The organism is Candidatus Nanosynbacter sp. HMT-352 (genome assembly GCF_022819365.1).
In the GTDB taxonomy this organism is placed as follows: domain Bacteria; phylum Patescibacteriota; class Saccharimonadia; order Saccharimonadales; family Saccharimonadaceae; genus Nanosynbacter.
Genome location: NZ_CP089289.1, coordinates 451516 through 464822, shown reverse-complemented (window position 1 = coordinate 464822; position 13307 = coordinate 451516). Strand labels below are relative to the sequence as shown.

Genomic DNA, 13307 nt, shown 5'->3' with positions numbered 1-13307 from the left:
TTAGTCGGCGGTAGCGCTCTTTTTTCGACGTCGACGTCGTCGCTTTGGTGTGGCCGAGGCTAGCGGTGTAACTGTGTTGATTGCAGTTTCTGTAGGTGTATTATCATTGCCGCGAATTTGCAAAACAACTTCGCCATCGTTTGCTGCGGGTTGCTGCTTTTCTGGTTGGCTATTGACCGCTAGAGCGTTGTTTGCAGGCTGCGGTTGAGGTTTGGCTGGTTGCTTTTTTTGGTTGCGAACGGGCTTTATTGCGGCGTCAATTTCCTTCTCGACATCTTCCCTGTTACGCGAATACATGCGACGCGAATGTTCAATAATGTGCGGCGTGTTGTCGGCTTGGCTTGGCGGAAGTTCCAATGTGCGGGCAGAAAACGCGGGAGTTTTCTCGCCACCAATAACCATATTGACAACGAAATTACGATTGTGCATCTGTAGAAGGTCGATTGCCTCGAAGTTCGGCTCGAATTGCTTGGCAAGAATCGGTGCATCGTCAGCAGAAACTCGGAAAGAAATCATGGTGCCGACGTTTCCGAAAACCGCATCGCGAACCGTGTCGCTCATCTGGGAAATGTACTGGTTGGCAACGGTCAAGTTAAGGCCATATTTTCGAGCCTCAGACAGAATAGTCGCAAACGAATCAGTCGCGAAGTTCTGAAACTCGTCGACGTAAAGATAGAATGGGCGGCGGTCGCGGACGTCAGGAATGTCGCTTCGAGACATGGCGGCAAGCTGGATTTTCGTGACCAAAAACGAACCGAGGATGGCGGCGTTATCTTCACCGATAAGACCCTTGGACAGATTGACAATTAGAATCTTTCCTTCATCCATAATCTGGCGAATATTGAACGTGGATTTCGGCTGCCCGATGATATTGCGGATGATTGGATTGGCGGTGAAAGCCCCGACTTTATTTAAGACTGGCGCAATCGCCTCGGCGACAAACTTGTCATTCCAGCTGGCAAATTCAACATTCCAGAATTGCAAAACCACGGTGTCTTGGCAATAAGTCAGCGTTTCTTTTCGGAATTCCTTATCTGTTAGCATACGAGTAATATCAAGCATCGTCGCCTCTGGTCGATCCAGCAAAGCCAGAATTGTATACCGCAAAATATACTCAAGTCGCGGTCCCCACGAATCGCCGAAAATACGCTTCAAAACGCCGATGATTTCTGATGAGATGTTGGTTTTTTGGTTCGGGTTCGTGACTTCCAGGGGGTTGAATCCCAGAGGATACGCGGTGTCGGCTGGATTGAAATAGATCACGTCGTTCAACCGGCTGCCGGGGATAAATTTCATGTTGTTGATCGCGAAGTCGCCGTGCGGGTCGATGATGGCATATCCTTGATTATGGAAAATGTCGCTTAAGGCGAAGAGCTCTAATAGTCCACTTTTTCCGGCGCCCGTTTGCCCGATTATGTAAACGTGGCGTGAGCGGTCATAGCGCAACATGCCGAATTGGTGGCTGATGCCGCGGAAGTTGGTGACGCCAAAGGCGGAAATTTGGTCATCGTTGACATCTTCGCCAGTTAAGACTGGCAATTTGGACGGCGGTTCTGCGGTTTTGGAGCTCGCCCAAACTATATTTGGCGTTTCAACATTGGTGTGTGGCAAATGAAAAACTGACGCCAATTCTTCTATGTTTAAGATGAACCCGTCGCCAATGAACGAACGCTTGCGATATTTATCAATAAATTCTTTACCAAACGCACCCTTGACGGCGCGGAATCCGTTGAGATTGGTTGAATTGAACTGCTTAAATGTGCCGACGAGCGCCTGCATGCGAAGCTTAGCGTTTGTCTGACTCTCGCCCATATAAACCAAGCGAATCTTCACTTCATAGCCGAGCTTGGTTGCTTTTTTCTCTGCTTCAGAAATGCGAGTTTTATCGCGGTCTGACAGCTCAACGGCTGTCGATTGATTTGCTCCCTGCTCTGGTGGCTGCCATAATGCGCCAAGTACGCCGATTAACCATTGCATACTGCCACCGAATCCTGGCAAGGAGAACATTCGCCCGTTTCTTATGCTATTGATATATCGATCTGCGGCGTTTTGCCAATCGTCAGGAATTGGTCTGACTAGCACCTGAATCCACAATTCTTCACCGGTGGTTTCCAATTTCGCCAACGTGCCCGTAATGCCCGCCAGCGGGTCGACTTCGAAGTTTTGGAAGGTGCGAATTGGAAGGAATTCGTCTGTGGTTAATGTCAATTCTGTCGAGTAAGCAACTTCGTGGTCGCGCTCGTGCTCGGTATAATCTTCGTCGGCTTGGTGAATTTGAACGGTTGGATATTGAGAATAAATCTGTCCTTCGACAAAACTTTGCAAGGTTTTTGGCACCCAAACGTAAAAGCGAATTTGCCCATTGACTGAGGCGATTTCAAAGCTGATATGTTCTTGGTGTCCGCCAGATAATCGCAATTCTTTATTGTCGCGAAGAATTCCGTGTAGCGAAGCGAATAGCTGCTCGGCGGCAAGCTCTTGCTTGTCGTTGGTGCGTGGGATTTCCAGAACCAAAAGCACGCTCTCAACTGGGGTAAAATCTTCGATCTTTCGATAATTCCGCCACGTCAAAAACATCAGGATTGCCACAATTGGAATCCAAATATACCATTGTAATAACGTACCGATGATCCAAGAAATAATCTGCATTATGTGTAAATTATCTCACCTCTGAAAGAAGTTTGCAACTTGGCTTAAGCGGCTTCTTCAAAAACGTAAGTAGCTTTAGCGACTCGTTTGAATTGTGGTTTTGATTGAAGATTGAGCAGAATCGTTGTTTCTTTGACTTGTCGTTTGTCGAGGACTTGACGAACGATTTCGTCGCGGTGAAGCGGAGTTTCGGAATTCTTCAAAATATCGGTGATTATATCTGCTACAGTTCCGCGGCTGTAGCCCCAGCTGGCAAGCGCGTAAATACCGCGGCCGATTAGAACAAAGCGCTTGTCTTTAATAAGTTCATTGTGAATTGCCTGCGTTGTAACGCTTCGGCGGTTAAATTCGCTGTCCCGAATTCCCTTGGAGATGTCGGAAAAATGCATCGGTGAGCCGTTGGTGTCCAGAACAACGTAGATTTTATCGCGGATGTTCTTTGGGTTGACCGCTGGCCATTTGGCTAGCCCCCACTGATCGTTTAAGCTGGCTAATTTTTTACTAACAGTAGCCAAGGCTGCAATGTTTGAAGGATGTTCATAGTCCAATTTTTTGTGCAATTCTTCCGCAGTAACGGGTTCGCCGTGTTTTTTGATGGTCTTTACAACTTCTTCGACTCGTGCTCTAATTTGCTTTTCATTGCCGAGAGTGTCAATTGCTGCCGCTTGGTAATAATCGTCATTTTCTGTAACAATTGTGATGTTTTCTGCTAGCTCAGAAATAAACGCCACGCGAGCGCGGTCAATTGCAGTAGCTTCTTTACCGAGGAAATGCGACGCCAAATCCTGCATGCGCGCAACTCGTCCCATCTCGGACAAACTCGAAGTAATTTCTTTTTCCATAGCAATAACCGAAGGAAGTTCTCCCTCGGCAACAGCTGCACGTAGACGCGTTAAGATTGCTTTTTCTAGCTGACGAACGCGCTCGCGAGTAATGCCGAACATATCGCCAATTAACTCTAACGTTTCTTTTCGGTCATACAAACCAAATCGTCGAGAAATAATTTCCTTCTCGCGCTCTTGCGGAATCTTAGAAATAATAGTATCGACGACAGAATTTAATTTGGCGCTTTGCTCGGTTTTTGCTGTCTCGCTCATGCTACTAGAAACATCCTCTCTGCCTCACCACAGGTTATATTGATTGAAAATATGTTTTTAATTATACAATTTCATTTGACAAAAGTCAATAGATAAATGTCATAATTGCTGATATAAATTATAGCATTTATTTTACGTTTTTTGCAATAGATTATATGAAGAGTTTTTATTATCCGGAATTATTGGATAGTATAAAAACGCTATTTCTTTTTAGTGGATGTTTTGGCAGCTTTTTTAACTACGCGTTTGCGAGTTGGCTTCGCTGTTGTGGCGCTTAATAGCTCCAGAGCTTTTTCGTGAGTAATAGTTTTCGGATCCGTGTCTTTAGGGATTTTGATATTTTTGGTGCCGTTGGTGATGTATGGACCGAATCGCCCATTGAGAACCTTAATTCCATCTGGAAATTCGGCAATATTCTTAGCAGCTTCGGCTTCTAATTTGGCGGCGTAAAGTTCACGCGCCTTTTCTAAAGTAATGCTGTGAGGATCTTCTGGCTTAATGGAAACGAACAATTTGCCGACTTGAATATACGGACCGAATCGCCCAATATTCGCCTTAATGTCTTGCCCGTCTTCTGTTTGACCGACGACGCGTGGCAACTTGAACATCTCCAGCGCTTGCTCCAGAGTAACTGTCTCAATTTTCGCGCCCTTCGGCAGCGGTGCAAAACGCGGCTTTTCGTCGCCGTCAGTTTCGCCAAGCTGCAGCATTGGACCGAATCGCCCAAATCGCGCAATAATTGGCTTATTTGTCTTCGGGTCAATTCCCACTTCGCGATTAGCACCGACTTTACTTCGGTCGATCCCGCCAGATTGCTCGATCAATTTGTGGAAAGGCGTGTAAAATCCGTGCAGCATTGCGCTTTTTTCCAGATTGGCGCCAGCAATTTTGTCAAATTCCGTCTCAACGTTGGCGGTAAAATCGTAATCGACAATTTGCGTAAAATGGTCCGTCAGGAAATCGGCAATCAGTTCGCCGCTTGGAGTTGGAATCAGCTTGCCGCGTGTCGAGCCAGTTTTTTCCTGGACAATACTTCGGCTAACTTCCTCGCCGTTATAATTCAGAACAATCACATCACGCGGTTGACCTTCGCTGTCACCCTTTTCAACGTAGCCGCGAGTCTGCACGGTGTCAATAATCGTGGCGTATGTGGATGGACGTCCAATTCCAAGCTCCTCCAGCTTCTTAACTAGCGAACCTTCGGTGTAGCGAGCTGGCGGTCGTGTAAATGTTTGGCGAGCCGTAATATCGTGAGAATTGACTTCATCACCAGACTGTAACTTTGGTAGAAGCTCATCTTTATTGCCACCGTAAACGCGCAAAAATCCGTCAAACGTAATGACTTCGCCCTTTGCTTCAAACTGAGCGGGCTTTTTGCTCTTAGGTAAATTATCGCCTTTGATGTCAATTGTAATGGTCGTCTTTTCTAGCTTCGCTGGCGACATTTGCGACGCTAAAGTTCGGCGTCGAATCAGGTCGTATAATTTCTGGTCATAGCTATTGTTAGACGCGGTTTCCAGAGTGATGTCCGTCGGGCGAATGGCTTCGTGGGCTTCTTGGGCGGACGCGGATTTGGTCTTAAATTTACGAACCGTTGAGTAATCCGGGCTGTAAAGACGCTTAATGAAGTCGGTAGCTGCCGCGATGGCTTGGCCGCTCAAATTTACGGAGTCGGTACGCATGTAGGTGATTTTTCCATCTTGGTATAATTTTTGCGCCGAGGCCATAGTTGCTTTGGAGCTGAAGCCGAGTTTAGAGTTGGCCTCCTGTTGCAAGGTTGACGTGGTAAATGGTGCCGCTGGATTGCGCGTTCCGGGGGTTTTTGAGATATCGCTAACAACAAATTCGGCGGGTTTCAAGCTGGTTAAGAATTCGTTCGCCGCTTCTTCTGTGTCGAATTTTTGATTAAGTTCGGCCTTGAATTCTTGATTGTCGTGAATGAAAATGGCAGTAACTTTGAACTGAGAATTGCCCTCAAACTTCATAATTTCTCGTTCGCGCTCGACTAGCAATCGCACCGCTGGGCTCTGAACGCGGCCAGCCGACTTGCCGCCAGGGACTTTCTGCCAGACGACTGGGCTGAGCTCAAAACCAACCAGTCGGTCAAGAATCTGCCTGGCTTGTTGTGCCTGAACTAAATTCATATCCACGGTTCGCGGATTCTTAATTGCATTGGTTATGGCGTCTTTGGTAATCTCATGAAAGACGATTCGCTTAGTCGTTTCAATAGGAAGATCCAGCACCTTGCACAAATGCCAAGCAATGGCCTCTCCTTCGCGGTCTTCATCGGTTGCGAGCCAAACATTTTCCTTGCCAACTGCCTTGACACTCCTCTTTAGTTCGGTGATAACTTTCTTTTTTTCAGGATCAACTTCATAAATTGCAAAAAAATCGTTAGCCACGTCAATCGGCGGCGTTCCGTCTTTGGTTTTTTTAACAATCGAGCGAATATGCCCCACGCTGGACAGGACGTGAAAATCCTTGCCGAGGTATTTCTCGATGGTTTTAGCTTTGGCTGGTGACTCGACGATAACGAGATTTTTCATAACTTTATATTATAACAAATCACTATGTAGCTACAATAACAATCTCTATTGACAGCTAGATTCTCCAATGTGACCAAGTAGTGCCGCTATTCCAAGACTGCGATCAACTGCCGTATTTTGGTGCTTTTCTGGGTTGTGGTTATTGCCGCTTGCTCGTCTGATATAGCTTGCTGTCGATAGTGTCGCAGGAATTATAGCAGTTGCTGCTGCCAGCCCACCTAGTGCCCTGGCTGTGTTGCTAGTTTTTCTTAAGCCGTGCAGCTCAGCAAATTTACCGGCAGAATATAATATTAGAGATACAACCTCCATGGCCATGGCTATCTTGCCACTTTTTTCAGGCGCCTGTGACATGTCGGGGTTGTCTATATGAGTTTTTATTGAACACGCTGCATTGATAACGTTAAACGCGGCAATGCCACCAAGTACCGATCTTGGGGCTGTGTCTGCTTTATGCATGTTCCATATCGTATAGAGTACTTTGATTTTATCCCCAGTATGGTCAACAATTTTGCCTAGTTTAGTTTCTCCTCCAGTTGCCCTGGCTAGTTTGCCGTCTAGCGCATCCATTACACTGCCAATAACGAAAGCGGCAAATCCTTTAAATGTAGTGGGGTCCTTTATTCCAATGCACGCAGCGGCAGTTCCGATGAGGCTAAGTAGCGTTGGAGGTATGCCTTCTATGCTAAAAAATGGCTCTTCTCTTTTTTTGTCTGTAATGTCATTTTCTGGATGTAAACTGTCGGGGCTTCTCATAAAGTAGCATTATATAATAAAACTACCGCAATGTCCAGTTGTTTGCCCCGAGAGGCTTAATCACTCCATTGATTTCTAGCATAGTTAACGCCGTGGCGAAATCTGACGCGGATAATCCTGATTTTTGTTGGATTTCATCGCCGTCACGAAGCCCTTCTGAGATGAGCTTTATGATAATAGCTTCTTCAATTGTTGCGCTGGCTGCTAATTCTTGACCGTTGTCTTTTTGCAATTTTTCTGGCGCGATAATTGATAAAATATCGTCGGCGTCCGTCACCAAATACGCCCCTTGTTTTAATAAGGTATTGCAGCCAGCCGACAACGGGCTGGTTATATTTCCGGGAACTACAAACAAATCTCTTCCCTGGTTAAGCGCGTGCGAGGCTGTGTTTAATGTGCCGCTTCGCTCGGCGGCTTCGGTGATAATAATTCCGTCAGCTAGCCCACTAACTAGTCGATTTCGCTCCAGAAAACTCCAACGATTGACTATTTTATTGTCACCCTTCATCCATTCTGAAACGACCGCGCCACCCTGCTTTATAATGCTCATGGCTAGTTGATAATTGGTCCGCGGTGAAATGTCCGGAAGCTCGTTTGGGACGACCGCCACGACCGTTCCGCCAGATTCAATGGCGGCTTTTTGGGCAATACAATCCACGCCTAGCGCCAGACCACTCACGATTACACATCCGGCTTTTGCCAGATCTGTTGCTAATCGCTCGGTGACTTCTTTTCCGTAGGCGGACGGCTTACGGGATCCGACGATTGATACGACTGGTACATTTGTTTCCGGTAATTTTCCCATATAACATAAGCTTTTTGGTGGATTGGCAATATGTGCTAATCTCTGGGAGAAAATATGCTCATCTGGTGTAATTCTATTGATTTCCATAAAAAATGTGGTAAAAAGTATTGACACTTTGTCAAATGTTTGCTATAATCAAGGACGATTGGTTAAGTAATCATTAACCAAACGCACCTTATACCCCCTATTCTAACTATATGTTAGGTTGCGCGCAATGGCATTAAGTATTCTTACCCTCCACTTTTTGCGGTTCAACGTTACGCGCATACTAACCCCTTTAACTGCCCTTTTTCAAAGGCGACCTCTGTTGAGGCGAGCACTAATTGGTGTTGATAATAGTCAGGCGCGGACTTTTGGAGTTTTAGTCGCGACGCTTCGCTGATACGGTAGCTCGGGTGGGTTGAAGGGTAAAAAAGCGTCAGGTGATGCCCACCCTTACCTGGCGCTTTTTTGTTGGGGAAAATTATTTATTTTCTATAATATGTCGGCACTTTTCGCAAATACCTTCCAGCTCAAAGTGGTGTTTTGTGACTATGAAATTATGTTTTTTACCAATGAGATCTATGAGTTTTTCGAGTTCTTGCGATTGTATAGGTTCGGCATTTTGGCAATTTATACAGTAGAGGTGGTGATGATGTGGTATAAAAGGTTCCGCTAACTCGTAATAATTCTTCCAGCCAATAGTTATGGTGTTTATAATGTTCAGATTATCGAACATTAGCAGTGTGCGGTAAATGCTGGCACGGTTAATGTTTTTGCAGTTTTTCGCAATATCGCCGACTGTAAGAGGTACGTCTGAATTTTGCAGGATATCAAATACTTGCTGGCGTGGTTTTGTCAGGCGAAGATTGTGGCGTTCAAATATTTCATTTAGCATAGTACTACCAATAGTTTATAACTTATTGCAACAAGTGTGCAATAGACTTATATTCCGAGCAATTCATAAGGATATTTGGGTTGGTTGATTTTTGTGATGTGTGCGTCGGTTATGACGTATTCGGCTTGACTATTAACGATTTTTTGCGACAATTTACCCTTGACGATTAACCATGTTCCATCTGGGTAGTCTGTTGAAAAGTTTTTCTCGACCAGGATTTTCATAGGCACGCTGTCAACAGTGCAGCAACTTATAACGTATCTGGCAATATTGAAGTAATTATAGCCGTAGTTTTTTAACAGATCATTTGAAACGAAGCCAGTAATGGTGATATCTTTGCCGTTAAAATAAGCGGCTTCTTTGCAAGAATTTATAGAGGTTTTCCAGCGATTTATTGAGATTGTAGAAGAGCCTTCTTTTGGTTGAGGTGTTTCGCAACGACTTTCGGGCTCAATAATCGCAGGGCTTTCTTTTTGTGCAAGGCTACTTGGAGATAGCGGTTTTGGCGGTAATATATATCCGACTGATAATATAATTATCGCAAAATAAGATATCGGGGCAATTTTTTTCAAGCCAATTATAGATTTGTCTTTTGCGGGTTTATTTTTTAATTGCAACATTATATCAATAAGCAAAAGTATAACGCCGATTACGCTAATTACGACCGCGAATGTGTGATAGCGTGGATGAACGTAAAAGCCGAGTTGGTCGCGCCAAGCTAATAGCAAAATATATGCACAAACGACAATTCCGCCAATTGATTTTGCAAGGTTAGCGTACATATAAATTGACTCCCAGTCCGACAATTAGCGATAAGGCGAATACGGTCAAGGTAATTGTTGCAATAAATTTCCAGCGAAAAGTTGTTTTTAATAGCGTAATCATTTTAATGTCTATCATCGGTCCGAATAACAAAAAAGATAAAATTGAGCCTGTTGTGAAATTTCGCACGTAAGCCAATGCGAAGAACGCGTCGATGCTGGAGCATATCGAAATGATGAAACTTAGCGTGATCATGGATATGACTGACAGGAAAATGTCGCCACCGACAGCGTTTATGATGAACCGCGGAACGAATATTTGTGTGGCGGCTGCGATGCTAGCGCCTAAGACCAACATAGTAAATAATTGCCAGAATTCATTACGTGATGAGCTGAATATGTTTGATAATTTTGAATCATGATTATGAGAGTCGCAAAGTTTCTCGAACTCTGGATTAATAACGGAATCTTCCTTTAAAAAGCTGACGATAAAAGCGGTTATTTGTACGATAATTAGCGCAAAAATAATTCGCCACCAAACCATTCGGGTGTCAAAACTGAAGGCGGTCATGGTTGAAATTATGGTTATCGGGTTTATGATTGGCGCGGCGAAAAGAAAGCTAATAACGTCGGCAGGTTTCAGTCCATTTGCTATTAAGCTGCGTGCAATTGGTACGTTGCCACATTCGCACACGGGTAAAATTAGCCCGATCATAGAGAGTGTAACTCGTCGAAGAAAGGTGTTTTTTGGCAATATTTTAAAAACGTCTTTTGATGATAAAAAGTATCTGATAAGCGCGGATATGATAATTCCTAAAATTAAGAATGGGACCGCCTCGACAATTACGCTTAACGTCAGTGTGATGAAATCTTGTAATGACGGAAGTAATTTATTGCACCATTCTGCAAATTCTCCGTTTAATAACATAACGCCGAATCGTGAGCTGAATTGATAAATAGAAATTATAAGGACGCCAAAAACCACCCAACCGATCAATTCTCTGTTGGCTGATAAAAACTTTTTTATGCGACCATCTGGCGATTTTTGTGCCATATATAAAATTATACTCCATGCTTATGCTATACTAAATCAATATGAAGCATCTTTTACGTTCACATCATCCGTTTCGGATTTTCTGGTTTTCAGTCCTATTGACCTTAGGTCTGGGCAGTTTGATTTTTAGTCATATGGGCGTTAGTGGTCTTTGGCTATTTACTATTTTGGTGGTTTTGGAAGTTACGTTTAGCTTCGACAACGCGGTGATAAATAGCAAAGTTTTGGCGGGAATGAGCCAAGTTTGGCAAAAAGTCTTCTTAACGGCTGGCATATTTGTGGCGGTGTTTGTCGTTCGATTTATATTGCCAATTGCTATTGTGATGATTGCGAGCGGTCATGGATTTATGGATGTTGTCAATCTGGCGCTTCATAAACCTGTCGAGTACGGTAAAATCCTGCACGAAGCGTCGCCGATGATTGACGCGTTTGGTGGTGCGTTTTTGATTATGATTGGACTTAGCTATTTCATCGATTACAACAAGCGTGTTCACTGGATGCGACATGTTGAGCCGATCTTGGCGAAGGCTGGGCGATTTGAGAATTTTAAGGTGTGCATAATGCTTAGCGTGGCGGCTGTTTTGTATTTTACGGTCGAGGCGCCGCATAAATCTTTGGTGTTGATTTCAGCGGTTCTTGGAATTGTGCTACATATTGGACTGGAACTATTTGGGTCATTTTTCCATGAAGATGACGCGAAATCCGTTAAGATTAAAACTGGCTGGGCGGCGTTCGCTAGCTTGTTATATTTGGAAATTTTGGACGCCAGCTTTAGTTTTGACGGTGTGATTGGTGCGTTCGCCATTACCAACAGCGTGCTACTAATTGTGGCTGGGCTGGGCGCTGGAGCGATTTGGGTCCGATCATTAACCGTATATTTGTTGCGAACAGGCGCGCTTAGCAAATATAAATATCTGGAAAATGGCGCTCACTGGGCAATTATGGCGCTCGGCGTGATGATGATTGCCAAATTATTCCACTTGGAATTGCCGGAATGGGCGACGGGTGGCTTGGGCTTATTGTTCGTGAGTTTGGCGGTTGGTAGTAGTATGTTGGAAGCCAGATCTATCAATCTACAAGAAGCTGCGGCTACAAAATTACATCAAGCCGAAGAGCAATTGAAGAACAGCGCTTCAAAAATTGTGCCGCGAAAACGACGCTAGAATCTGGTTAATATTTTATACTGAACGGCTCGATAGTTCCGTTGATGAATTTCTCGACCAAGTTAATTGATTCGGGCAATATCCAGTTCTGGAGGATTTTTTGCTCATCTGAGTTGAACTTGCCTAGGACAAAATCTACGTCACCAACTTGGCGTCTGAGCAAATTATCTGTGCCAATACGAATGTGCCAAAAATCTGGTCCGACGTGGGTGTGAAGGGATTTTAATCCGTTGCTGCCTGCGTCTCGTCCGCCTTTGCGGGTTCGAATTTTACCAAAATCCAGCGCTGTGTCGTCGTGAATAATTAGTAAATCGTCCAATGTCAATTTGTAAAAATCTAAGATTGCTCGGGCGGAAATTCCAACCTCGTTGTAAAAAGTAGTTGGCTTAACCAGCAGGATTTTTTCTCCAGAAATATTGAGTTCGGCGATATCCGCGGAAAACTTCGGCTTGTTGCAAAAAACTGCATTATTCTCTGACGCAAATTTATCAATAGCCAAAAACCCAGCATTATGCCTCGTGTTTGTGTATTTTTCGCCTGGATTTCCCAATGCTAAGATGACTTTCATAGACTTAGTATATCACCTTGTGAAAATGACGTATAATAAGCATATGACAAAACGCGATGACGATTTGGAATTTAGCATTAATGCGCCGTTTGATGATGGGCGAGCGATTGTCGATAAAGTTCCGTTATATTTGGTGAACGGCTCGTTGGGCGCTGGGAAAACTAGTGTTCTTGAATTCTTATTGCAACAAAGTGACTATAAGGGTTCTCGGGTGATTGAGAATGAATACGCTAATGAAAACGTTGACGGTTATCGATTGGAAAAGCTGGCGGATATTGTGACGACTTTGGCTGGTGATTGTGTTTGCTGTTCATCGAAGCATGCGTTGACGCGAATGTTACTTGACTTTTGTCGCAATTCCCCTACTCCGGTGTTTATCGAGGCGACTGGTGTGGCGCGAACGATGAATTTGGTCGAGAAGTTGATTAATGCACAAATATTCAATAAGTACGAGTTGGCGCAGAGTTTTTATGTTATTGACGCACATGAGATTTTGCGCGGAATTGAGCCGGCGCATGAAATTGAGTTGCAAGCGGCTGATATGATTTTAGTGACCAAAGAAGATTTGCTAAGTGACGACGAGCGACTGCAATATGAGTCCAAGCTAGGTTCTCTGCCTTACGGAAAAATATTGAGCGCGCCACGAGGTAAATTTGATATCAATAAAATGACGACGCCGTCGGGGCTACTAACGTTTTTTGATACGTACGATGGTGAGCTAGTCGTGCCGGATAATCCGACGTATGCTGTGCTGGATGTTTCTGGTATGAAAATTGCTGCGGCGACTCTGGAAAAAATTTGGCCAGAACTTTTTGATGCTTATAAACTTAGGCGAATGAAGGGTTGTTTTATTGATGATAATGGCGTGCGGCATCATTTGGAGGCAACGGAAAATCAGATTCAAATAGCTAATTCTGTGGCTGAAGAACCGGCAAAAATTGTGCTAATTGGTGAACGTGCGGATGAAATTACGCGTGAAGTTTTGTCGGCACAATTGATGATGTTTGAATAAAAGTTCGCTTTCGTCGTTTCCG

At 44.3% G+C, this 13307-nt stretch carries 11 protein-coding genes; 2 read left to right on the top strand and 9 right to left on the bottom strand.

The window, feature by feature from the left end:
* The 8 genes from LRM49_RS02505 to LRM49_RS02470 all read right to left on the bottom strand — a co-directional run bounded on the left by LRM49_RS02505 (position 1) and on the right by LRM49_RS02470 (position 10542).
* Positions 1-2649, bottom strand: coding sequence for a type IV secretory system conjugative DNA transfer family protein (locus LRM49_RS02505; protein ID WP_243777657.1), 2649 nt, complete (start codon positions 2647-2649; stop codon positions 1-3).
* A 44-nt stretch (positions 2650-2693) separates the two neighbouring features.
* Entirely contained in the window at positions 2694-3746 is a 1053-nt protein-coding gene (locus LRM49_RS02500) for a sigma factor-like helix-turn-helix DNA-binding protein (RefSeq protein WP_243777656.1), read from the bottom strand.
* A 200-nt stretch (positions 3747-3946) separates the two neighbouring features.
* Positions 3947-6292 (bottom strand): type I DNA topoisomerase, encoded by a 2346-nt coding sequence (gene topA, locus LRM49_RS02495; RefSeq protein WP_243777655.1) that lies wholly within the window; start codon positions 6290-6292, stop codon positions 3947-3949.
* Between the two features lie 45 nt (positions 6293-6337).
* On the bottom strand, positions 6338-7045 hold the full coding sequence (locus tag LRM49_RS02490; protein ID WP_243777654.1) for a CDP-alcohol phosphatidyltransferase family protein: 708 nt from the start codon (positions 7043-7045) through the stop codon (positions 6338-6340).
* A 22-nt stretch (positions 7046-7067) separates the two neighbouring features.
* A complete protein-coding gene (dprA, locus tag LRM49_RS02485; RefSeq protein WP_243777653.1) occupies positions 7068-7937 on the bottom strand; it encodes a DNA-processing protein DprA in 870 nt (289 codons plus the stop codon).
* 376 nt (positions 7938-8313) lie between these two features.
* Positions 8314-8727, bottom strand: coding sequence for a Fur family transcriptional regulator (locus LRM49_RS02480; RefSeq protein ID WP_243777652.1), 414 nt, complete (start codon positions 8725-8727; stop codon positions 8314-8316).
* A 47-nt stretch (positions 8728-8774) separates the two neighbouring features.
* Positions 8775-9509 carry a TIGR03943 family putative permease subunit gene (locus LRM49_RS02475; RefSeq protein ID WP_243777651.1) on the bottom strand — a complete coding sequence of 245 codons (735 nt, stop codon included), beginning with the start codon at positions 9507-9509 and terminating at the stop codon, positions 8775-8777.
* On the bottom strand, positions 9499-10542 hold the full coding sequence (locus LRM49_RS02470) for a permease (RefSeq protein ID WP_243777650.1): 1044 nt from the start codon (positions 10540-10542) through the stop codon (positions 9499-9501). Before LRM49_RS02470 ends, LRM49_RS02475 begins: the two co-directional genes overlap by 11 nt.
* Positions 10543-10583: 41 nt before the next feature.
* On the opposite strand from LRM49_RS02470, the gene LRM49_RS02465 reads away from it, so the two are divergent.
* The gene (locus LRM49_RS02465; RefSeq protein WP_243777649.1) at positions 10584-11705 is read left to right on the top strand and encodes a DUF475 domain-containing protein; all 1122 of its coding nucleotides are present in this window, start codon (positions 10584-10586) and stop codon (positions 11703-11705) included.
* A 7-nt stretch (positions 11706-11712) separates the two neighbouring features.
* Here LRM49_RS02465 and pth read toward each other — a convergent pair whose 3' ends face one another.
* Positions 11713-12273 carry an aminoacyl-tRNA hydrolase gene (gene pth, locus LRM49_RS02460; RefSeq protein WP_243777648.1) on the bottom strand — a complete coding sequence of 187 codons (561 nt, stop codon included), beginning with the start codon at positions 12271-12273 and terminating at the stop codon, positions 11713-11715.
* Positions 12274-12316: 43 nt separating this feature from the next.
* Here pth and LRM49_RS02455 point away from each other — a divergent pair, with 43 nt between their 5' ends.
* Positions 12317-13285: a GTP-binding protein gene (locus tag LRM49_RS02455; protein WP_243777647.1), complete on the top strand. Its 969-nt coding sequence runs from the start codon at positions 12317-12319 to the stop codon at positions 13283-13285.
* Positions 13286-13307: the final 22 nt, after the last annotated feature.

What these genes read in the sequence shown, in the direction of transcription:
- dprA (WP_243777653.1), bottom strand. Translation starts at nt 7,937, where the DNA reads ATGGAAATCAATAGAATTACACCAGATGAGCATATTTTCTCCCAGAGA.
- LRM49_RS02500 (WP_243777656.1), bottom strand. Translation starts at nt 3,746, where the DNA reads ATGAGCGAGACAGCAAAAACCGAGCAAAGCGCCAAATTAAATTCTGTC.
- pth (WP_243777648.1), bottom strand. Translation starts at nt 12,273, where the DNA reads ATGAAAGTCATCTTAGCATTGGGAAATCCAGGCGAAAAATACACAAAC.
- LRM49_RS02480 (WP_243777652.1), bottom strand. Translation starts at nt 8,727, where the DNA reads ATGCTAAATGAAATATTTGAACGCCACAATCTTCGCCTGACAAAACCA.
- LRM49_RS02475 (WP_243777651.1), bottom strand. Translation starts at nt 9,509, where the DNA reads ATGTACGCTAACCTTGCAAAATCAATTGGCGGAATTGTCGTTTGTGCA.
- topA (WP_243777655.1), bottom strand. Translation starts at nt 6,292, where the DNA reads ATGAAAAATCTCGTTATCGTCGAGTCACCAGCCAAAGCTAAAACCATC.
- LRM49_RS02455 (WP_243777647.1), top strand. Translation starts at nt 12,317, where the DNA reads ATGACAAAACGCGATGACGATTTGGAATTTAGCATTAATGCGCCGTTT.
- LRM49_RS02470 (WP_243777650.1), bottom strand. Translation starts at nt 10,542, where the DNA reads ATGGCACAAAAATCGCCAGATGGTCGCATAAAAAAGTTTTTATCAGCC.
- LRM49_RS02490 (WP_243777654.1), bottom strand. Translation starts at nt 7,045, where the DNA reads ATGAGAAGCCCCGACAGTTTACATCCAGAAAATGACATTACAGACAAA.
- LRM49_RS02505 (WP_243777657.1), bottom strand. Translation starts at nt 2,649, where the DNA reads ATGCAGATTATTTCTTGGATCATCGGTACGTTATTACAATGGTATATT.
- LRM49_RS02465 (WP_243777649.1), top strand. Translation starts at nt 10,584, where the DNA reads ATGAAGCATCTTTTACGTTCACATCATCCGTTTCGGATTTTCTGGTTT.